This is a genomic window from Apilactobacillus kunkeei (assembly GCF_001421115.1).
GTDB lineage: Bacteria > Bacillota > Bacilli > Lactobacillales > Lactobacillaceae > Apilactobacillus > Apilactobacillus kunkeei_F.
Map to the genome: position 1 here is coordinate 202,440 of NZ_JXCW01000003.1, position 19,791 is coordinate 222,230.

The following is a 19,791-nucleotide window of genomic DNA, read 5'->3' on the forward strand; positions in this document are numbered from 1 at the left end:
AATGCCAAGTACATTTAAGCAATACAACTTAAAGCCATTCATCATGGATGCTTTAGATGAATTAAACTTTAGAGAACCAACCGCTATTCAGGAAAAGATTATTCCAGAAATCCGTAAGGGTAGAAGTGTTGTTGGTCAATCAGCCACTGGTAGTGGTAAGACCCATGCGTTCTTGTTACCAATTTTTGATAACTTAGACGTTGACACTTTGGAAGTCCAAGCTGTTATCACCACACCAAGTCGTGAATTAGCTTACCAAATTTACAACAATGCTAAGCAACTAGCTAAGCATTCAGACAAGACCATTCATATCGCTAACTACGTTGGTGGTACTGATAAGGTTAGACAAATTGAAAAGCTAAAGAATGAACAACCACAAATCGTTATTGGAACTCCGGGTCGTATTTCTGATTTGATCAAGGGTCAACATCTACAAGTTCATACAGCAACTCAACTAGTAATTGATGAAGCTGATATGACATTAGACCTTGGTTTCTTAAACGATATCGACAACATCGCTGCTAGTTTTGGTAAGGATGTTCAAATGATGGTGTTCTCAGCAACCATTCCACAAAAGTTGAAACCATTCTTGAAGAAGTATCTTGAAAACCCATACGTTGAAAACATTCCAAACAGAACTGTTATCAGTCCAACAATTGATAACTGGTTAATTTCAACTAAGGGTCAAAACAAGAACGACTTAATCTACAAGTTAATCACCATGGGTGAACCTTACCTTGTATTAATCTTTGCTAATACTAGAAAACGTGTTGAAGAAATTTACGAATTCTTACGAAACCAAGGATTAAAGGTGGGAATCGTTTCTGGTGATTTAACACCACGTGAACGTAAGAGAACTATGAAACAAATTCAAAATCTTGAATTCCAATACGTTGTAGCTACTGATTTGGCTGCTCGTGGAATCGATATTGAAGGGGTTTCTGACGTTATTAATGATGATATTCCAGAAGACTTGGAATACTTCATTCACCGTGTTGGTAGAACTGGTAGAAATAACATGCCAGGAACTGCGGTTACACTTTACTCTCCAGACGAAGAAGATGAAATTGACGCATTAGAAAAGATGGGCATTTCATTTAAGCCAAAGGTTATCCGTGGTGGGCGTGTTGAAGACACTTACGATCGTAACCGTAGAAAGTCACACCGTCGTGGTCATGACAAGCTAGAACCAACCATGATTGGTATGATTAAAAAGAAGAAGAGAAACGTTAAGCCTGGTTACAAGAACAAGATTAAACAAGAGCTTAAGCGAAACGATGAAATGAATCGTCGTATCCAACAAAGAGAAGAAGGACGTCGTAAGAGAAAGTCCAAGAAGAACAGTTCACAACGTTATAGATAACGTTTGACACCGGTTTTAATAAACCATATAATTTAGATATAAATTAGAGAACATGCTTGTATAATTTCATTTTAAGAGACATCTTGGTTGGTGAAAAAGATGATTGGGTTTATCAAGTGCTATCTCGAGTAATAATTAAATCGCTCTCTCAGCGTTATTGAGACTTAAAGAGGTATACGAAAAACATCGTTGCAAGTAAAGTGGTACCGCGCATATAGCGTCTTTACTAGCAACGGTGTTTTTGTGCTTATTGGAGGGAATTTCTATGAAAAAATTAGATAGTAGTCAAATTCGTGCTATGTATTTGGAATTTTTCAAACAACATGGTCACACAATTGAACCAAGTGCTTCATTAGTACCAAAGGATGATCCATCACTTCTATGGATTAACTCTGGTGTTGCCACAATGAAGAAATACTTCGACGGTAGTGTTGTTCCAAAGAACCACCGTTTAACTAGTTCACAAAAGAGTATTAGAACTAATGATATCGAAAATGTTGGTAAGACAGCTCGTCACCACACATTATTCGAAATGTTAGGTAACTTCTCAGTTGGTGATTACTTCAAGAAAGAAGCAATTACATGGGCTTTTGAATTACTAACTTCACCAGAATGGTTTGGTTGGGACAAAGAAAAGTTATACATGACTGTATATCCTGAAGATACTGATGCTAAGAAATTCTGGCAAGAAGCAGGGGTTGCACCTGACCACTTAATCGACATGGATGATAACTTCTGGGATATTGGCCAAGGTCCTTCAGGTCCAGATACTGAAATCTTTTACGACCGTGGAGAAAAGTACGATAATTTAGCTCCAGATGATCCAGAAAACTACCCTGGTGGGGAAAACGAAAGATATCTTGAAGTTTGGAACATTGTGTTCTCACAATTTAACCACAAACCAGATGATACTTACGAACCACTTCCAAGAAAGAACATTGATACGGGGATGGGATTAGAACGTGTTGTTTCAATTTTCGAAGACGCACCAACTAACTTTGAAACCGACTTGTTCATGCCAATCATTGAAAAGACTCAATCACTAAGTGATGGTAAGAAGTACGGTGAAAATGCTCAAGACGATATCGATTTTAAGATTATCGCTGACCACGCTCGTGCAATTACTTTCGCTATTGGTGACGGTGCTCTTCCATCAAACGTTGGTAGAGGATACGTTATCAGACGTTTAATCAGACGTGCCATTGTTTCAGGTCACCGTTTAGGCATCAAGGACGACTTCTTATACCAATTAGTTCCAGTTGTTGGTGAAATCATGAAGTCATACTACCCAGAAGTATTGGAACAAAAGGATTACCTAGAAAAGGTTATTCATTCTGAAGAAAAACGTTTCAACGAAACATTATCTGATGGTTTACAACTTCTTGGTGAATTAATGGACAACTTGAAGAAGACTAACCAAAAGACCGTTGAAGGAAAAGATGCATTTAAGCTATACGATACTTACGGTTTCCCATTGGAAATGACTAAGGAATACCTAGAAGATGCTGGATTCTCAGTTGATGAAACTGGTTTTAAGGCCGAAATGCAAAAGCAAAAAGAACGTGCTAGAAATGCTCGTGGAAACGACAAGTCAATGGGTGTTCAACGTGATCTATTAATCGACATTAAGACACCAAGTGAATACGTTGGGTACTCACAACTAGAAGTTGATGACGCCAAATTACTTGATATTATTGTGGATGAAAAATTAGTTGATCAAGCAGGCGCTGGAGAAGCTGAAGTTATCTTTGATAAAACTCCTTTCTATGCTGAAATGGGTGGTCAAGTTGCTGACCAAGGTACCATTGTTGATGAAGATGGTAACTTATGTGCAAAGGTTACTGACGTCCAACACGCACCAAATGGTCAAAACTTACACACTGTTGAAGTAATTACTAGTCTTTCAAAAGACCACCAATACAAACTAAGTGTTGATCGTAAGTTCCACGCATTGGTTGAACACAACCATACTGCAACCCACTTATTGGACCAATCATTGAGAAATGTTTTAGGTGACCATACTCAACAAGCTGGTTCATTAGTTGAACCAAACTACCTAAGATTTGACTTCACTCACTTCGGTTCAGTTACTAAGGAAGACCTACAAAAGGTTGAAGACTTAGTTAACGAAGAAATCTTCAAGGCAGAACCTGTTACTACTGTTGAAACAGATCAAGAAACTGGTAAGAAGATGGGTGCCATCGCCTTATTCGACAGCAAGTATGGTGATAAGGTGAGAGTTGTTAGTGCTGGTGATTACTCAGTTGAATTCTGTGGTGGTAACCACGTAAGCAACACTAGTCAAATTGGATTGTTCAAGATTGTTTCAGAATCAGGTGTTGGTGCCGGTGTTAGAAGAATTGAAGCCGTAACTTCAAAGGCTGCTTTTGATTACCTAAACAACGAAGAAGCACTTCTAAAACAAGTTGCTGATCAAGTTAAGACTATCCAAGTTAAGGAAGTTCCTAACAAGGTTGCTCAATTACAAGAACAAATCAAAGACTTACAACAAAAACAAGATAAGTTAGAATTAAAGATTGCTAGCCAACAAGCTAATTCAGTTTTCGATGACGTTAAAGAAGTTAACGGAAACAAGATTATCACTGGTGTCTTGAATGTTTCTGGAATGGATCAACTAAGACAACTAGCTGATACTTGGAGAAGCAAGAACTTATCAGACGTATTAGTACTTGGAACTCAAAGTGGTGAAAAGGCTAACCTAATCGTTGCTGTTAGTGATGAAAAAGTTAAGGATGGCATGAAGGCCGGTGACATCATTAAGGCAATTTCTAAGGAAATTAATGGTGGCGGTGGAGGCCGTCCAAACATGGCTCAAGCCGGTGGTTCAAAGCCTGAAGGATTACCTAAGGCAATGGAAGCAGCAGTTGCTTGGTTAGAAAACTTTTAAAAATAATTAATATTTAAGTTTTATTTTGTTCCAAGTAGAATTATAATAAACCTACATCATAGATTTAGAGGTGTTATAAATGAGTGCTTCAGATAAGACAATGTATTTTGATTTAAGCAACAATACTCCAAAGAATGTTCACGATACGCTTTTAATAGTATTTAAGGCATTGGAGGAAAAAGGATACGATCCATACAATCAAATTGTCGGATATTTAATTTCAGGAGATCCTGCATATATTCCTCGATTTAATGATGCTCGTAATTTAATTCGTCGATACGAAAGAGACGAAATTATTGAAGAGTTGGTTCGTTTTTACTTGGACAAGAATAATGATCGTGAGGAAAACTAATATATGAGATTAATGGGGATGGATGTCGGATCTAAGACAGTTGGGATTTCTGTTAGTGATTTATTGGGATGGACAGCGCAAGGTGTTGAAATCATTCCAATTAATGAGGACGAAGAACAATTTGGATTAGATCGGGTAGCCGAATTAGTCGAAAAATATGAAATTACGGGGTTTGTTCTAGGATTGCCTAAGAACATGAATAATACCTCAGGACCTAGGGTTGAAGCTTCAAAACGATATGGTGAAATGTTAAAGGAAAAGTTTAACTTACCAGTCGACTTTGTCGATGAACGATTAACAACTGTTGAAGCTGAAAGAATGCTTATTGAAAAAGCGGACACTTCTAGAGAAAAACGTAAAAAAGTTATCGATAAAATTGCCTCCGAATTGATTTTACAAACCTATTTGGATGGTAAAGGTAAACTAACAAGATAAAGAAAAGAGGGGTTAGCAATGGACAACAACAACGAAGAAGAACAACAACAAATTTCATTAGTTGACGAAAAGGGAAACGAAGAATTATACGACGTTTTATTCACTTTCGAATCTGATGATTTTGGTAAATCATACATCTTACTTTACCCAGCTGGTAAAGCAGATGATGAAGAAGTTAACATTGAAGCATATGCCTTACCAGAAGGCGATGATCCAATGGACCCACAAGGTGGAGATTTACAATTAATCGAAACTGATGAAGAATGGGAAATGGTTGAATCAGTGCTAAACACTTTATTAGATACCGATGACGGTGACGATGAAGAAGAATAAACAATAATCAAAAAGATGCCGCAACGGCGTCTTTTTTTGTGTTCTTTACTGGTTATAGTCTGCCTTTTCATGCTAAAATAGTGATGAAGTTAATGGAGGTTTATCGAAAATGAACGACACGAATCAACGCTTTAAAGCTAGTATTGGAAAAAAGAATTACACATTTGTAGGGAAGAGTTCCGCAGATCACATGAAGACAGTGACTGAATTAATGAATCGTCAATTGGTTCAATTAAAAGAAATGTCACCAGATATTAATGACGAAGATGCTGCTATTTTATTGGCGTTCAACGCATTTTCAGAACAAATTAAGTTACAAGAAAAATTAAATGAATTAACCGAAAATAACGAAGAAGAAGGAAACATGAACTAATGCTTTTTAATATTATTATCTTTCTACTACTTATCTATGGCGCATATGATGGATATCACCGTGGATTAGCACAAGAAATATTACGTGTTGTTGGTTTTTTGTTTAGCCTATTTGTTTCGCTATACTTTGCTAGAGATTTGAGCCAAGCTATCTTTGCAAACAGTAGTTTGATTAATGATCAAATCCTATGTAATAGTATCAGCTTCTTCATTATTTTCTTAATTTCTGGGATTTTTGTGCGTATTATTATCTCAATCGTAGATAAGATTACACATATCCCAGTCATTCACCAACTTAATGCATTAGGTGGAACCGTTATTGGATTGATTATCGCTTACGTGTCAATTCTATTTATTTTAAACGTGATTTCTGTTCTACCAAGTAATCAAATAACTAAACAATATCATCAGTCATCAGTTGCTGAGTTTATTGTTCATAAAACACCAATTATTTCACACGATTTATATGAAAAATGGCTAAGATAAGGTGATTAAATAAATGAATGAAAAAGTTCTATCAACTTTAGAATATGAAAAAGTTAAGAGCTCAATCGAGCAATACTTAACGACTCGAAACGGGAAAAAGGAACTAGCTGCACTATCACCGGTAGATAATCCTAACACTATTAATATGTGGCTTGATGAAACTGATGATGGGGCGCATATTTTACGTTTAGATAAAGAAATTTCTATTCCCAAGCTTGATGATGTAACTCCATACATGAAGCGTTTAAAGATCGACGCCTCATTGAATGGTAGTGAATTATCAAAGATAAATAAGATTTTAAAGACATCTAACTATCTAGTTAGATTTTTTAATAACCTAAGAGACGATGAAGTATCATTGAATCGTTTGTATAAACTAATTAATGAAATTCAGGCAGTCCCAAACATTTCACAACGACTATCTGATTCAATTGACGACGATGGCAGATTATTGAATACTGCCTCAAAGGAATTGAATGCAATCAGACGTCGAATGGATGTTATTAAGGGTGAAGTGCGTTCAATTATGAATCAATTCACTCAAAAACACAGTAAGGATTTAACTGAACCAATCGTCACAATTAGAGAAGACAGAATGGTGCTACCAGTTAAAGCCGAAAACAAAAATAAGTTTGGTGGAATTGTGCATGACCGCAGTTCCTCTGGCCAAACATTGTACATTGAACCAGCGTCAACCGTTGGTTTGAATACAGAACTTCGTCAAAAACAAATTGAAGAACGTCATGAAGAAAGACGTATCTTAATCGAATTATCTGATTTGATTCGTCCTTACCAAAGTGAAATTATCAATAACTCTAAGATATTAGGACACTTGGATTTGATTAATGCCAAGGCCAAATATGCGAGAGATTTAAAAGCAACTAGACCAGTTGTATCAAACGAAAATCATGTTAACTTAAAGCAAGCTAGACATCCTTTAATTGATATGAATAAGGTTGTTGCTAATGATTTATACATTGGTAAAGATAACAAGGCAATCATTATTACCGGTCCTAATACCGGTGGTAAGACCATCACTATCAAGACATTAGGACTACTTCAATTGATGGCTCAATCTGGTTTATTCGTGACAGCCAACGAAGGTTCATCCGTTGCTGTATTTGACAATGTCTTCGCTGATATTGGTGACGAACAATCAATTGAACAAAACCTAAGTACATTCTCATCACATATGGATAATATCGTTGATATTCTAAATGGAATTACTAAGAAGAGTTTGGTAATCCTTGATGAATTGGGTGCCGGAACTGATCCTAAGGAAGGTTCTGCTTTAGCCATCGCCATTCTCGACAAGATTGCCGAAAAGGATTGTGATGTTGTTGCTACAACTCACTATCCAGAATTGAAGGTATATGCTTACAACCGTCCACAAACGATTAACGCATCTATGGAATTCGATAGTGAAACCCTTCAACCAACTTATCATTTAATGATGGGTGTTCCTGGTCAAAGTAATGGTTTGAATATCGCATCTAGACTTGGTTTGGATGAATCAATCATTACAGAAGCAAGATCATTGGTTGACCAAGACAGCCAAGATTTAAACACAATGATTGTTGAATTAACTGAACAAACTAAACGTGCTCGAGTTGAAGCCGATGAACTAAAGGTTCAATTGGATGATGCTACCAAGTTACATGAAGACTTGAGTGAAGAATACGCTAAGTACAAGAACCAAAAGGATCGATTGGTAACTGCTGCTAAGCAACAAGCAAATGAAATTGCTGAAGCTGCTAAGAAGAAGGCGGACGCGATTATCAAGGATCTTCATGAAAAGCAACGTAAAGTTGGCCAAGTTACCATCAAGGAAAATGAATTAATTGATGCTCAAGGTCAATTAAACTCACTACGTCATGACGTTAACCTGGTTAATAACCGTGTATTAAAGAAGGCGAAAGCTAAACACGATTTCCATAAGGGTGACGACGTTATGGTTAAGTCATATGGACAACGTGGTGTATTGGTTAAGAAGTTAGATGATAATGAATGGGAAGTTCAATTAGGGATTCTTAAGATGAGAATTGCCGAAGGCGACCTTGAAAAAATCAAAGTTGATAATGACGAACAAAGATTTAATACCAAGGTTAAAAGAACTGCTTCCAAACGTGTATCTGCTAAGCTAGATTTACGTGGTCATCGATATGAAGAAGCAATGCATGAAGTTGATCAATACTTGGATTCTGCCGTGCTTGCGGGATATCCTTCCGTCACAATTATTCACGGAAAAGGGACCGGAGCACTTAGACAAGGTGTCACAGATATGCTTTCCAGCGATAGACGAGTCGACTCCTTTAATTATTCACCAGCAAATGCTGGAGGAGACGGTTCCACAGTGGTAAAATTGAAATAGAAAATTAAATCGTATAAGACTTATTCTTTGCATTTAATTACTAAACAGTCTAAACTTACTTTCAGTAAGAAAAATAAGGAGGCTATTAATATGGTTTCAGAAACAACAGATAAGACATTTGAAAAAGATACTGCCGAAGGTGTTACTTTAACTGATTTTTGGGCAACTTGGTGTGGTCCTTGCCGTATGCAATCACCAGTTGTAGACCAATTATCTGAAGAAATGGGTGACAAGGTAACATTCAACAAGATGGATGTTGACCAAAACCCAGAAACACCACAAAAATTTGGTATTATGAGTATTCCTACTTTATTAGTAAAGAAGGATGGCGAAGTTGTAGATAGCATCGTGGGTTACCACAGCAAAGAACAACTAGCTAAGATCTTAAACCAATACCTATAAGACAATAAAAAAAGAACGTTTAGCATATCGCTAAGCGTTCTTTTTTTATTATTGTTTTAAATCAAATTCTTTAACGGAATCTTCAATTACTGGAGCAGGATGCTTTGGATCCATATGTACTCTAATAAGGACGGTTCCATTTTTTTCTTCTTTAGGATTCATTTCAGCTTCAGAAATTACTCCGAATTGTTGTTGAGCAATTTGAGCTAAGAAACCGGATTCGAACATGAAGTCGGCATCTGGATTGGCTTCGATTCTTTTAGCAACGATATCTCCGCTCAATGTCCATTTGATTTCATGCTTGTTTTCAGAAGAAACAGATAAGTCACCTAAACCTGATTGTTTGAAAAATAGGACAGTATCCAAAGCGTCTTTTAATGGGAACTTTCTGGCAATCTTTTTACCAGCCCAATACATGATGCTGTGGGTATCATTTCCCAATAAATCATTTAATAATACGTCTCTTAATAATTCTTGGCCCCATAGAGGACGAGTAGAATCATTATCAATTATTTTATTGTAAAGATTATTGTTATCCATACTTGTTAACCTCAATTCCTTATATACAAATACATTATATTATAAATTTATCATAATTTATATATCCCAGGTAAAATTAAAGTAAATGTTTATCCTTAATAAATGTCAGATAGGGCTAAAAATGGTAATATAAAAGTAATGGAACTGAAAAGAGGGTTACTATTTTGAGCAAAAAAGCGATTGGTTTTATGGATTCTGGAGTTGGTGGCTTAACTGTTGCTAAGCTAGCGATGAAGGAATTACAAAACGAAAATATTGCATATTTGGGCGATGAAGCCCGTTTACCATACGGTGAAAAATCTAAAGAAGAAATTCAACAATATTCATTACAAATAGCAAACTTCTTAATTGAAAAAGAAGATATTAAAATGCTGGTGATTGCATGTAATACTGCAACTTCATACGCATTAGATTATTTAAGAAAGCATCTTCTTATTCCCGTAATTGGTGTTGTTAACCCAGGAAGCATTGCTGCGGTCAATAATACAAAGACCAATCGTGTTGGATTAATTGCCACTAATGGAACTGTTAAGAGTGGTGCTTACGAACAAGCAATTAATAAGATTAATAATAATATTGAGGTATTTAGCCAGGGCTGTCCTAGATTTGTCCCAATGGTTGAAAACCAAGAATACAAAGATGCCAAAAAACAAGAAGTGGTCGATGACGATTTATCAACTATCAATACGGATAACGTTGATACTTTAATTCTTGGCTGTACGCATTTTCCAATTATGCGTGAAATGATTCAAAAATCGGTTGGTGATTCAGTTAAACTAATTGATCCTGGATACGAAACAGTTAAGCAAATTAAGACGATTTTACAACAACATCACCTTGAAAATGATGAAGAGGGAAATCCTACTTATTCCTTCTACACCACTGGTGATGCGGATAAATTCAACCAGGTTGCAAATGAATGGCTTAACTACGAAGTACATGCCAAACACCTGCCAATTAAAGAACTAGAGGAGCTATGATTATGGACACAATTGTAATTGCGACTAACAATCAAAATAAGGCCCGCGAATTTCGCGAAATGTTTGCCGATAAAAATATTGACTTTAAAACACTTGCAGATTTTCCAGAATTAGGTAAAATTATTGAAAATGGTGATTCATTTGAAGAAAATGCCACCATTAAAGCACAAGCCATTTTCGAGCGAACTAACTTAGCCGTTTTAGCTGATGATTCTGGTTTGGAAGTGCCTGCATTAAATAATGAACCTGGAATTCATTCAGCTAGATATGCTGGAGACCATGATGATGACGCGAACAATAAAAAGTTATTAGCAAAATTAGGTGACAGTGACAAGCGTGACGCTAAATTTGTGACTTGCTTAGTATTATTGAATCAACATGGTGAAAAATTCGTCGTTTATGGAACTGTAGAAGGAACCATTCTAAAAGCCCCAAGAGGTGATAATGGTTTTGGATACGACCCATTATTTTATGTACCAAGTAAGAAGAAGACCATGGCAGAAATGTCTGATCATGAAAAAAATGAGATAAGCCATCGTGGAAATGCAATTAAACAACTATATAGTAAGTTTGATGAATGGTGGAAGGCTTAAGATTAAACTAATTGTAAGATTAAATAGTAAATGCTATTATAATCATATAAACGTATGAGGAGGGGTTGCATGACAATTGGAGGATTAGCTGGTTTGATTGCTGCAGTTGCATTTTTCATTATTGCAATTTGTGCTGCGGTTCTACTAATCAAGTTATCTAAGACTGTTGACGAGGTAAATAAGAATATTAATTCTATCTCTCAAGATATCACTGTAATATCAAAACAAGCCGAAGATATTTTAGCTAGCTCAAATTCATTAGTTAAGGATGTTAATGAAAAAATCAACACCTTGGATCCAGTTTATCAAGCTGCTGCAGATGTTGGACAAAGCGTTAGCGATTTAAATAACGCAACTCAAAACTTAGCCAAAAAGTTCCAAAACAGAAACAAGAAATCATTTATGGAAAAAGCCGCAGGTGCTGGCTTTAGAATGTTTAAAAAATAAAAGGGAGTGTTTTTTATGAAAAAGACAGGACTATTTTTATTAGGATTAACTACCGGTGCAGCCGCTGCTGCATACCTAGCATACCGTAAGATGGATGATGAAAAGACAAAGGAATTCGTTAACAGCACTGTAAAGACTGCAAACGACCTAAAAGATCGTGCATTAGACTATGCTTTTTACGCTTTAGATTCTGTTGATGACGTAAAAGAACAACTACAATACAAGACCTCAGATGCAAAGTCAAAGATTAAAGATGCTGCTGGCAAGGTTAACGATAATGTAGTTAACAAAGCACAATACTACTACGATGAAGGTAGTACCCAATTCCACAAAGCAGCTGACAACTTGAGAAACCAAGTTAGAAAAAACGCTGATGATAGTCAAGATATCGTCATCGATCCAGATGCTTTAAAACAAGAAGACAATTTAAGTAAATAATTTTTAAATTGTAAAAGAGGCCTGACTTTGTTAGGTCTCTTTTGTGTTTTCAAGAGGTGGTAGTCTTGTTAAATCATCGTTTATCTGATATATTTGTAAACATATTGAAAGCGCTATGAAAACAAACCAGGCGGACTTAAAGAGGAGTTTGAGAGAATGGAAAAGCAAAATGTAACTATTTACGATGTTGCTAGAGAATCTGGTGTTTCCATGGCTACTGTTTCCAGAGTTTTAAATGGTAACAGTAACGTACGACAAGCAACCAAAGAAAAAGTGTTGAAGGTCATAGATGATCTGGACTATCGCCCTAATGCTGTGGCAAGGGGACTAGCAAGTAAGAAGACAACAACGGTTGGGGTAATCATTCCCGATGTAACCGATGGATACTTTTCTTCACTAGCTCGTGGAATTGATGATATTGCTACCATGTACAAGTACAATATTATCCTAGCCAATTCGGATGATAATCCTGATAAGGAAGCATCAGTACTAAATACATTGTTAAGTAAACAAGTTGATGGAATTATCTTCATGGGTAATGAAATTAATGATGATTTAAGAGCTGATTTTAAGCGTTCTGACTGTCCAATCGTGCTTGCAGGTTCAGTTGATATTAACAACTCTGTACCTAGTGTAAACATTGATTATGCAGATGCTGTAAAGAATGAAACAGAACGTTTAATCAAAAATGGTAATTCTAGAATTGCCTTTGCATCTGGTTCAATGAAACAAGATGTTAATAAGGAATACCGACTAAAAGGATATGTTGCTGCTCTAGAAAACAACGGCATCAAGTTTGATGAAAAGTTAGTTTTCGAAACCAAGGGAACATATGAAGACGGTTATGATTTGGCTGAACAAATCATCAATGATAAGATTACTGCGGCTGTAGCAACTAATGATGAATTGGCTGCCGGAATCTTAAATGGAATGACCGATAGAGGTGTTTCAGTGCCACAAGATTTTGAATTATTCACAAGTAATAATACAAAATTAGCTAAGATGATGAGACCACAATTGTCTTCAATCACTCAACCCTTGTATGACATTGGTGCGGTAGCAATGAGATTATTGACCAAGATCATGAACAAAGAAGAGATTGATAATCGCTATGTGGTTTTAGGCTATGAAATACTTGAACGCGACTCAACTAAATAGCTGATATAGTAACTTGATTAATTATATACTGATTGATATAATTGATATGTTTGTAAACTAATGAAACAATAGAATTCGAGAGGAGTGCTGTGATTATGTCAGGACATTCAAAATGGCATAACATTCAAGGACGTAAAGGTGCCCAAGATAAAAAGCGTGGTAAGATTTTCCAAAAATTGTCTCGTGATTTATACCAAGCTGCTAAAGCTGGTGGTCCAGAACCAGATGGTAACCCACAATTACGTCTTGTGATTGATAAAGCTCATGCTGCCAACATGCCTAAGGATAACATTCAACGTGCTATCGATAAGGCTTCTGGTCAAGGTGGAGCAAACTACGAAGAAATTACTTACGAAGGATATGGACCTGCTGGTACAGCTATCATGGTTTCTTGCTTAACTGATAACAAGAACCGTACTGCTGCTGCCGTACGTTCAGCATTCAGTCACCATGGTGGTTCACTAGGATCAAATGGTTCTGTTTCATACATGTTTGACCGTAAAGGATACATCGTTATCCTACGTGACGGTTTAGACGTTGATGAAGACAGCATGTTAATGGATGTTTTAGATGCTGGTGGAGAAGACATGAAGTCAGATGACGACCAATTTGAAATCTTCACTGCACCTTCAGATCTAACTGCTGTTAGAGATGCTTTACAAGAAAAATATGATTTAGATACTGCTGAAGTTACAATGTTCCCTCAAAACAAGACTGCTGTACCAAGTGACAAAGTTTCACAATACACTGGTCTAATTGACGAACTTGATGAAAACGATGACGTCCAAGACGTTTACGAAGCAGCTGAATTACCTGAAGCAGCTGAATAATAAAATGAGATGCACATATGTGCATCTTTTTTTGTATAAAAATAAATGAAACCTCTACTTTTTTCGAATATAAAAAGTGGAGGTTTTTTTATGAGTATTTCAAATTATTTTGATAATTTAATTAATCAAGCAATTGAAGACAAAATCAAAGACATTTATCTTCTGCCGATTAATGAAAATTACATTGTTAGGGAACATACAGGATTAAGTATTGAGAATCATGATTGTATCAATTATGAAAAAGCGAATAAATTAATCAATTACTGTAAATATATTGGTGGGATGTCAATTAGTGAGCGAAGAAGACCACAGATTGGTTCATTTGAGTTTATCAATAACCAAAAGAAGTTTTTCTTACGTTTTTCCTCAGTTGGAAATTATAAAAATCACGAATCAATGGTAATTAGAATTATTTATTCATTGGATGACGAGACTATTAATTACGACAATGAGGATCAATTCTATCGACTAAAGGAATTATCCAAACAAAATGGGATGATTATTTTCGCTGGTAAGACCGGTTCAGGAAAGACAACATCAATTTATCATCTAGCTAATTCAATGAGCGCAAATAAGTTGATTATGAGTATTGAAGATCCAGTTGAAATTATTAATACTAATTTTATTCAGTTACAGGTTAATGAATCAGCTGACATGGGCTATGACGAATTGATTAAGGTTGGACTAAGAAGTCGTCCAGACGTCTTTATTATTGGTGAAATTAGGGATGCTAGTACTGCTAAATCAGCAGTTCGTGCAGCACTATCTGGTCATTTGGTATTAACTACAATCCATGCCAGAGATATTGATGGTGTCATTAACAGATTAGGCCAATTGGGTTGTGACTATGATGATTTATTTAACTGTTTAAACTCAGTCGTCTTTCAAACGTTGTCGGTAAAAAATCAAAGAGATATTTCAGTGAACATGGATATTAGAAATGATTTTGCGGGTTTGAAAGAAAGGATAGTTGGTAATGGAAAAACTATCGCTGAATAAACAGTATTATCTGTTTAAGAATTTAAGTGATTTATTTAGTGCTGGATTCACGATTAAGGAATCACTACAGTTCCTATCTGAAGTAGGTGGTAGGCAATCAACAATAAAAAAGATTGCTAATAAGTTGAGTGAAGGCAGTAGCTTTAGCGATAGCATTGTTGGTTTGGTGCACAACGATTTTTATAACCAAATTATGATCAGCGAAAAATATGGTGATCTGTCCTCCTGTTTAGCCGAACTAAGCCACTTTATTGAAGTTAAACTAAAAAATAAATCAAAGATAAAAGACTTACTGTTTTATCCAATTGTATTAGTGATTATTTTGATTGGAATCGTTTATGCAATCAATGCTTTTGTATTACCGCAATTAAGTTCGATTAATTCCATGCAACATTATGATTTGGGTTGGTTATATATAATTTTATTCTGCATGTTTATGGGGATTTTAATCGTCTCGGTGATGTATAAACGATTACCATTACTAAGAAAAAGAGACGTTATATCGAGAATTCCGTTTATCGGAAAAATATATAAAGCATATATGGGCTATATATTGTCGCTTGAATTAAAAATGTTGATTCAAAACGGCATTGATTTAAAGAATATCCTAAGCATTTTAAAGGATTTTAAGCCAAATACTATTATGTATCTGTTAGGAGAAAAGGCACGCCGCTTAGCTAATCATGGAGAAGATGTCGGGCAACTAACTAAAATGTATTCGTTTATTCCAACCGAGTTTAATGGCTTTTTTCATCATGGCTCAAAGGTGTCAGAAATATTAATCAAACTAGAGGCTTTTTCACAGATTAAGTTTGAGGAAATGAATCGTCGTTCTAATCAACTAATTAATCTAATTCAACCGCTGTTATTTTTATTTATTGGAATTTGTATTGTGTTGGCATATTTAGTTGTTCTTATGCCAATTTATTCATCATTGAAAGGAATTTAAAAAATGAACAAGAAAAAAGCAGGCTTCACACTAATTGAAATGACAATTGTATTATTTATTATTTCACTACTAATTTTGATTGTTGTCCCAAATGTTTCAGGACAAAGAAAACATGCAACCGACGTTCACGTCCATGCAATGCAAACTTTGGTCCAAGGTCAAATTGATTCGTTTACGTCTGATGAAAATAAGGGAGACGTAAGTATGGATGCGCTTGTTAAAAATGGTTACCTAACCCAAAAACAAGCTGATCAAGCTCAAGAAGAAGGCATTCAAATTGTTGATAACAAGGCCGTGGCAAAAGAATAAATCTGCATTCACTACAATTGAGATGCTGATTGTCTTAATCATTAGTGCGATTTTTATGTCATTATGTATATTTTTATATCAAGGTGTTCATATTAATGATAAGGAGTTAGAAAATGATTTTTGGGCCAATTTTAAGGTGTATTGGAAACAAGGAATTGTCAATAGTGAATATAGCAGATTAAAAACACATATTTACCAGAAAAATCATGACATTATCTTTTTTAACGATGGTCATCATAATAAACTGAAAATGCCTGATGGTATGCGTTCGGAGGATAATTTATCAATAACTATTAATAATGACGGATATGTTGCACCGCAAACTTATGAGTGGTATTCCAAGGCAACACATACCCGTTATCTTTTAAAAGTACAGCTTGGTGGAGGTACTTATAAAATATATGAAGAATATTATGAATAAAGGCTTTATTATGATTGATTCGATTACAGCACTGACTCTAATTTCGGTGGGGATGATTTTCTTTTGTGAATCAAACCAACATATGTATGACAATCTCGATAAAGCTAGAAGAACTTTGATACAAAAGAGAATAGATTATGAAAAGAGAAAAGGGCTTTACGATTATTGAAACGATTATTGCACTAACGATAATGGGTTTGATTGCGTTTTCGATTACAATGATTAATCCATTGAAGAAATCATATAACACAAAAAATATTCATGCTGTGGATTTTCAGATGTTTCTAAAGAATATCGAATTACCTAAGAAACACTACTTTTTATATAAAATTGTTGGTGGAAAGTTGTTATATATAGGGAGCAAGACGTATGACAAAGAGTATGAAATGTTTAAAAGAGGCAGAATGATAATTTTAACAGGTATGAATGGTGGGTTTTATCCGCTATTAGATGATGTTGAAAGTGTTAATTTTAAAGAAGTAAAGAAGCATTTAGCAGTGAATGTGGAATTTACAAACGGTGAAAGTTATGAGGATGTGAGTTCAATATCTTATGAGTAAAAAATGTGGATCAGCGACATTGATTTCGATTGTCGTTCTATCGGTCTTATCAATTTTCTTATTGATAAAATATGAAAAATATAATGCTGAAATGCAGACGATAGATAAATTGATAAAAAGTTATGAATAACGATAATTTATATGCAAGTTATTAATGGTTTATCTTGAATTTTCTTGTAAAAATCTGGTAATATGAAAGTTGTTATTAAGTGATAATACTTTTAAGGGAGTTGAGTGTGCTGACTGAGAAAGATACAGAAACTCTGTTTAAAGTTTTCAATTCTTCAGCTGAAATCTTGAAAGACAAGCTAGGGGTATCATATCTTGATGCATTCATCGAGACTGGAGATAACCTTATCAATGACGGACAAGTTCATGTTGAAGATGGTATACCAGATAGTGACACAGTTTCTAAGTTAGAAGGATTATACCGAGACGTAGATTATCAATCTACGGATGCAGAAACTGTAAGAAAGGCAATTCAAATTTGCATGATCAAAGCAACCAAAGAGGATGCGATTCAAGCAAATCACCAAATAACACCTGATACAATAGCTTCTATCATGGGCTATTTAGTTATTAGATTAGTTAAGAATGCCAAGCATCTACAGATTCTGGATTTATCCGTTGGAATGGGTAACCTATTAACTACGGTTATGAATCAATTGAAGGATGCAGTTAAGGATATTGATTTGCATGCTATCGGAATCGATAATGATGATTCCATGTTAGCCGTTTCAAGCATAAGTACACAAATGCAAAGAAATGATAAAAATACTGAACTTATTTACCAAGATTCAGTTGCCAATATTTTGGTAGATGATGCAGATCTAGTAATTTCTGATTTACCAATTGGGTATTATCCGATTGATGAAAATACCACTAACTATAAGACAAGATCAACAGATGGTCATTCATATGCTCACCACTTGTTAATCGAACAAGGGATGAACCATATCAAACCAGGTGGTTATGGGGTTTTCTTAGTACCAAGTAATATCTTTAACACGCCGGAATCAAAATCATTGTTAAAATGGATTCAAGATAATGCTTATCTTCAAGCATTGTTGAATCTACCAAAAGAAATCTTTAACAATGCAAATGCTCAAAAAGCAATTTTGATTCTACAAAAGCATGGTGAAGATGCCCACCAAGTTGAAAAAATTATGATTGGTGAGTTCCCATCATTTAACGAAGTATCTGCTTTCCAAAAATTCTTAGCAGAACTAGTTGAGTGGGAAGAAAAGGATTTATTATCTAAAAAAAGTTAGGAGAACTATTATGGGAAAGTCAATTGCAATTAACGCAGGAAGTTCCACATTAAAATTTAAATTATTCGAAATGCCTTCAGAAAAATTAATTTCAAGCGGGGCAATCGATAGAATTGGTTTAACTAAATCAGATGTTGAAATTAAATATGGTGATGGCGAAAAATTCCAAAAGACAATGGATATTCAAAACCACGAAGAAGCTATTAAACTTGTATTAGACAAACTACTAAGCTTAAACATTATTGCTGATTACAACGAAATCACAGGTGTTGGTCACCGTGTTGTTGCCGGTGGTGAATACTTCACTGATTCAGTTGTTATTGACGATGATGTTTTAAGTAAGTTAGAAGAACTGTCTGAATTAGCTCCACTTCACGAACCAGCAAATATTCTAGGAATCAAAGCATTCAAGAAGATTTTGCCAGATGTAATTAGTGTTGCCGTATTCGATACTTCATTCCATACTTCAATGCCAGAAGAAAACTACATGTATGCTTTACCATACAAGTACTACCGTGATCACAAAGCTAGAAAATACGGTGCACATGGTACTAGTTACCGTTACGTATCAGGCCGTGCTGCAGCTATGATGGGCAAGAAACTAGAAGACTTAAAACTAGTTATCATGCACTTAGGTGCCGGTGCTTCAATCTGTGCCGTAGACCATGGTAAGTCATTAGATACTTCAATGGGCTTCACTCCATTAACTGGTATCATGATGGCTACTAGATCTGGTGATGTTGACCCTTCACTACTTGCTTACATTATGCAAAAAGAAGGCATTTCAGATATTAACGAAATGATTAGCATCCTAAACAAGAAGTCAGGTTTAGCTGGTGTGTCTGAAGTTTCTGCTGATATGAGAGATCTAGAAGCAGTTAAGGATGAAAACCACCAAGCTGAATTAGCTCGTAACATGTACATGAACAGAATCGTTAGATACGTTGGTCAATACGTTGCTGAAATGAACGGTGTTGATGGTATCGTATTTACAGCCGGTGTTGGTGAAAACGATATTGGTATCAGACAAGAAGTTGCTGATAAGTTAAGCTACTTCGGTGTTAAGGTTGATCCTGAAAAGAACCACATTCGTGCCGTTGAAAGAGATATCAGTGCTGACGATGCTAAGATCAAGACATTATTAATCCCTACAAACGAAGAATTAATGATTGTTAGAGATATCGAACGTCTTAAAAAATAATAAAAAAGAGACCAAATAAGGTCTCTTTTTTATTTTCATGGATTGATGAAAATAATTCAATTAAATATAAATA

Annotated in this window: 23 protein-coding genes; 22 read left to right on the top strand and 1 reads right to left on the bottom strand. The window is 35.4% G+C overall.

Annotated elements, in window-relative coordinates; genetic code table 11:
* Window position 1 precedes the first annotated feature (1 nt).
* From RZ55_RS02585 to trxA, 9 genes are all read left to right on the top strand, one after another.
* Window positions 2-1,363 (top strand): DEAD/DEAH box helicase, encoded by a 1,362-nt coding sequence (locus tag RZ55_RS02585; RefSeq protein WP_054605495.1) that lies wholly within the window; start codon window positions 2-4, stop codon window positions 1,361-1,363.
* Window positions 1,364-1,628: 265 nt separating this feature from the next.
* On the top strand, window positions 1,629-4,271 hold the full coding sequence (gene alaS, locus RZ55_RS02590) for an alanine--tRNA ligase (protein ID WP_057175685.1): 2,643 nt from the start codon (window positions 1,629-1,631) through the stop codon (window positions 4,269-4,271).
* 79 nt (window positions 4,272-4,350) lie between these two features.
* Window positions 4,351-4,623 (top strand): IreB family regulatory phosphoprotein, encoded by a 273-nt coding sequence (locus tag RZ55_RS02595; protein WP_034532160.1) that lies wholly within the window; start codon window positions 4,351-4,353, stop codon window positions 4,621-4,623.
* A gap of 3 nt (window positions 4,624-4,626) precedes the next feature.
* Window positions 4,627-5,058 carry a Holliday junction resolvase RuvX gene (gene ruvX / locus RZ55_RS02600; RefSeq protein WP_034532162.1) on the top strand — a complete coding sequence of 144 codons (432 nt, stop codon included), beginning with the start codon at window positions 4,627-4,629 and terminating at the stop codon, window positions 5,056-5,058.
* A gap of 18 nt (window positions 5,059-5,076) precedes the next feature.
* Window positions 5,077-5,391 (top strand): DUF1292 domain-containing protein, encoded by a 315-nt coding sequence (locus tag RZ55_RS02605; RefSeq protein WP_034532164.1) that lies wholly within the window; start codon window positions 5,077-5,079, stop codon window positions 5,389-5,391.
* Between the two features lie 109 nt (window positions 5,392-5,500).
* On the top strand, window positions 5,501-5,764 hold the full coding sequence (gene zapA, locus RZ55_RS02610; RefSeq protein WP_034532166.1) for a cell division protein ZapA: 264 nt from the start codon (window positions 5,501-5,503) through the stop codon (window positions 5,762-5,764).
* Window positions 5,764-6,249, top strand: a complete 486-nt coding sequence (locus tag RZ55_RS02615) for a CvpA family protein (protein ID WP_034534301.1) — start codon at window positions 5,764-5,766, stop codon at window positions 6,247-6,249. The genes zapA and RZ55_RS02615 overlap by 1 nt, the downstream gene beginning before the upstream one ends.
* A 13-nt stretch (window positions 6,250-6,262) precedes the next feature.
* Window positions 6,263-8,620: an endonuclease MutS2 gene (locus tag RZ55_RS02620; protein WP_057175686.1), complete on the top strand. Its 2,358-nt coding sequence runs from the start codon at window positions 6,263-6,265 to the stop codon at window positions 8,618-8,620.
* Between the two features lie 84 nt (window positions 8,621-8,704).
* Window positions 8,705-9,022 carry a thioredoxin gene (trxA, locus tag RZ55_RS02625; protein WP_272946541.1) on the top strand — a complete coding sequence of 106 codons (318 nt, stop codon included), beginning with the start codon at window positions 8,705-8,707 and terminating at the stop codon, window positions 9,020-9,022.
* 48 nt (window positions 9,023-9,070) lie between these two features.
* Here the strand turns inward: trxA and RZ55_RS02630 are convergent, their stop codons facing one another.
* Window positions 9,071-9,562 carry a YslB family protein gene (locus tag RZ55_RS02630; RefSeq protein WP_052471501.1) on the bottom strand — a complete coding sequence of 164 codons (492 nt, stop codon included), beginning with the start codon at window positions 9,560-9,562 and terminating at the stop codon, window positions 9,071-9,073.
* Between the two features lie 164 nt (window positions 9,563-9,726).
* Here RZ55_RS02630 and racE point away from each other — a divergent pair, with 164 nt between their 5' ends.
* The 13 genes from racE to RZ55_RS02700 all read left to right on the top strand — a co-directional run bounded on the left by racE (window position 9,727) and on the right by RZ55_RS02700 (window position 19,718).
* Window positions 9,727-10,542: a glutamate racemase gene (racE, locus tag RZ55_RS02635; protein ID WP_241772087.1), complete on the top strand. Its 816-nt coding sequence runs from the start codon at window positions 9,727-9,729 to the stop codon at window positions 10,540-10,542.
* A 2-nt stretch (window positions 10,543-10,544) separates the two neighbouring features.
* The gene (locus RZ55_RS02640) at window positions 10,545-11,135 is read left to right on the top strand and encodes an XTP/dITP diphosphatase (RefSeq protein WP_054483224.1); all 591 of its coding nucleotides are present in this window, start codon (window positions 10,545-10,547) and stop codon (window positions 11,133-11,135) included.
* 69 nt (window positions 11,136-11,204) lie between these two features.
* Window positions 11,205-11,582, top strand: coding sequence for a DUF948 domain-containing protein (locus tag RZ55_RS02645; RefSeq protein WP_051592199.1), 378 nt, complete (start codon window positions 11,205-11,207; stop codon window positions 11,580-11,582).
* Window positions 11,583-11,597: 15 nt separating this feature from the next.
* Entirely contained in the window at window positions 11,598-12,020 is a 423-nt protein-coding gene (locus RZ55_RS02650; protein WP_034532178.1) for a YtxH domain-containing protein, read from the top strand.
* Window positions 12,021-12,176: 156 nt separating this feature from the next.
* Window positions 12,177-13,178, top strand: a complete 1,002-nt coding sequence (ccpA, locus tag RZ55_RS02655; protein ID WP_057175687.1) for a catabolite control protein A — start codon at window positions 12,177-12,179, stop codon at window positions 13,176-13,178.
* Between the two features lie 95 nt (window positions 13,179-13,273).
* Complete coding sequence (locus RZ55_RS02660; RefSeq protein ID WP_034532182.1) at window positions 13,274-14,008, top strand: YebC/PmpR family DNA-binding transcriptional regulator; 735 nt, start codon at window positions 13,274-13,276, stop codon at window positions 14,006-14,008.
* A 90-nt stretch (window positions 14,009-14,098) separates the two neighbouring features.
* On the top strand, window positions 14,099-15,007 hold the full coding sequence (comGA, locus tag RZ55_RS02665; protein WP_057175688.1) for a competence type IV pilus ATPase ComGA: 909 nt from the start codon (window positions 14,099-14,101) through the stop codon (window positions 15,005-15,007).
* Window positions 14,985-15,956: a type II secretion system F family protein gene (locus tag RZ55_RS02670; RefSeq protein WP_057175689.1), complete on the top strand. Its 972-nt coding sequence runs from the start codon at window positions 14,985-14,987 to the stop codon at window positions 15,954-15,956. Before comGA ends, RZ55_RS02670 begins: the two co-directional genes overlap by 23 nt.
* 3 nt (window positions 15,957-15,959) lie before the next feature.
* Entirely contained in the window at window positions 15,960-16,265 is a 306-nt protein-coding gene (gene comGC, locus RZ55_RS02675; RefSeq protein ID WP_057175690.1) for a competence type IV pilus major pilin ComGC, read from the top strand.
* A 22-nt stretch (window positions 16,266-16,287) separates the two neighbouring features.
* The gene (locus tag RZ55_RS02680) at window positions 16,288-16,686 is read left to right on the top strand and encodes a hypothetical protein (RefSeq protein WP_143444177.1); all 399 of its coding nucleotides are present in this window, start codon (window positions 16,288-16,290) and stop codon (window positions 16,684-16,686) included.
* 137 nt (window positions 16,687-16,823) lie between these two features.
* On the top strand, window positions 16,824-17,246 hold the full coding sequence (locus RZ55_RS02690) for a competence type IV pilus minor pilin ComGF (RefSeq protein ID WP_053792628.1): 423 nt from the start codon (window positions 16,824-16,826) through the stop codon (window positions 17,244-17,246).
* Window positions 17,247-17,482: 236 nt separating this feature from the next.
* Window positions 17,483-18,517: a class I SAM-dependent methyltransferase gene (locus RZ55_RS02695; RefSeq protein WP_057175692.1), complete on the top strand. Its 1,035-nt coding sequence runs from the start codon at window positions 17,483-17,485 to the stop codon at window positions 18,515-18,517.
* Window positions 18,518-18,527: 10 nt separating this feature from the next.
* The gene (locus RZ55_RS02700) at window positions 18,528-19,718 is read left to right on the top strand and encodes an acetate/propionate family kinase (RefSeq protein WP_034532195.1); all 1,191 of its coding nucleotides are present in this window, start codon (window positions 18,528-18,530) and stop codon (window positions 19,716-19,718) included.
* Window positions 19,719-19,791: the final 73 nt, after the last annotated feature.

What these genes read in the sequence shown, in the direction of transcription:
- RZ55_RS02680 (WP_143444177.1), top strand. Translation starts at nt 16,288, where the DNA reads ATGCTGATTGTCTTAATCATTAGTGCGATTTTTATGTCATTATGTATA.
- RZ55_RS02595 (WP_034532160.1), top strand. Translation starts at nt 4,351, where the DNA reads ATGAGTGCTTCAGATAAGACAATGTATTTTGATTTAAGCAACAATACT.
- RZ55_RS02690 (WP_053792628.1), top strand. Translation starts at nt 16,824, where the DNA reads ATGAAAAGAGAAAAGGGCTTTACGATTATTGAAACGATTATTGCACTA.
- RZ55_RS02630 (WP_052471501.1), bottom strand. Translation starts at nt 9,562, where the DNA reads ATGGATAACAATAATCTTTACAATAAAATAATTGATAATGATTCTACT.
- ccpA (WP_057175687.1), top strand. Translation starts at nt 12,177, where the DNA reads ATGGAAAAGCAAAATGTAACTATTTACGATGTTGCTAGAGAATCTGGT.
- RZ55_RS02620 (WP_057175686.1), top strand. Translation starts at nt 6,263, where the DNA reads ATGAATGAAAAAGTTCTATCAACTTTAGAATATGAAAAAGTTAAGAGC.
- ruvX (WP_034532162.1), top strand. Translation starts at nt 4,627, where the DNA reads ATGAGATTAATGGGGATGGATGTCGGATCTAAGACAGTTGGGATTTCT.
- zapA (WP_034532166.1), top strand. Translation starts at nt 5,501, where the DNA reads ATGAACGACACGAATCAACGCTTTAAAGCTAGTATTGGAAAAAAGAAT.
- RZ55_RS02605 (WP_034532164.1), top strand. Translation starts at nt 5,077, where the DNA reads ATGGACAACAACAACGAAGAAGAACAACAACAAATTTCATTAGTTGAC.
- RZ55_RS02670 (WP_057175689.1), top strand. Translation starts at nt 14,985, where the DNA reads ATGGAAAAACTATCGCTGAATAAACAGTATTATCTGTTTAAGAATTTA.
- RZ55_RS02585 (WP_054605495.1), top strand. Translation starts at nt 2, where the DNA reads ATGCCAAGTACATTTAAGCAATACAACTTAAAGCCATTCATCATGGAT.
- comGA (WP_057175688.1), top strand. Translation starts at nt 14,099, where the DNA reads ATGAGTATTTCAAATTATTTTGATAATTTAATTAATCAAGCAATTGAA.
- RZ55_RS02650 (WP_034532178.1), top strand. Translation starts at nt 11,598, where the DNA reads ATGAAAAAGACAGGACTATTTTTATTAGGATTAACTACCGGTGCAGCC.
- RZ55_RS02615 (WP_034534301.1), top strand. Translation starts at nt 5,764, where the DNA reads ATGCTTTTTAATATTATTATCTTTCTACTACTTATCTATGGCGCATAT.
- alaS (WP_057175685.1), top strand. Translation starts at nt 1,629, where the DNA reads ATGAAAAAATTAGATAGTAGTCAAATTCGTGCTATGTATTTGGAATTT.
- RZ55_RS02645 (WP_051592199.1), top strand. Translation starts at nt 11,205, where the DNA reads ATGACAATTGGAGGATTAGCTGGTTTGATTGCTGCAGTTGCATTTTTC.
- RZ55_RS02660 (WP_034532182.1), top strand. Translation starts at nt 13,274, where the DNA reads ATGTCAGGACATTCAAAATGGCATAACATTCAAGGACGTAAAGGTGCC.
- RZ55_RS02700 (WP_034532195.1), top strand. Translation starts at nt 18,528, where the DNA reads ATGGGAAAGTCAATTGCAATTAACGCAGGAAGTTCCACATTAAAATTT.
- comGC (WP_057175690.1), top strand. Translation starts at nt 15,960, where the DNA reads ATGAACAAGAAAAAAGCAGGCTTCACACTAATTGAAATGACAATTGTA.
- RZ55_RS02640 (WP_054483224.1), top strand. Translation starts at nt 10,545, where the DNA reads ATGGACACAATTGTAATTGCGACTAACAATCAAAATAAGGCCCGCGAA.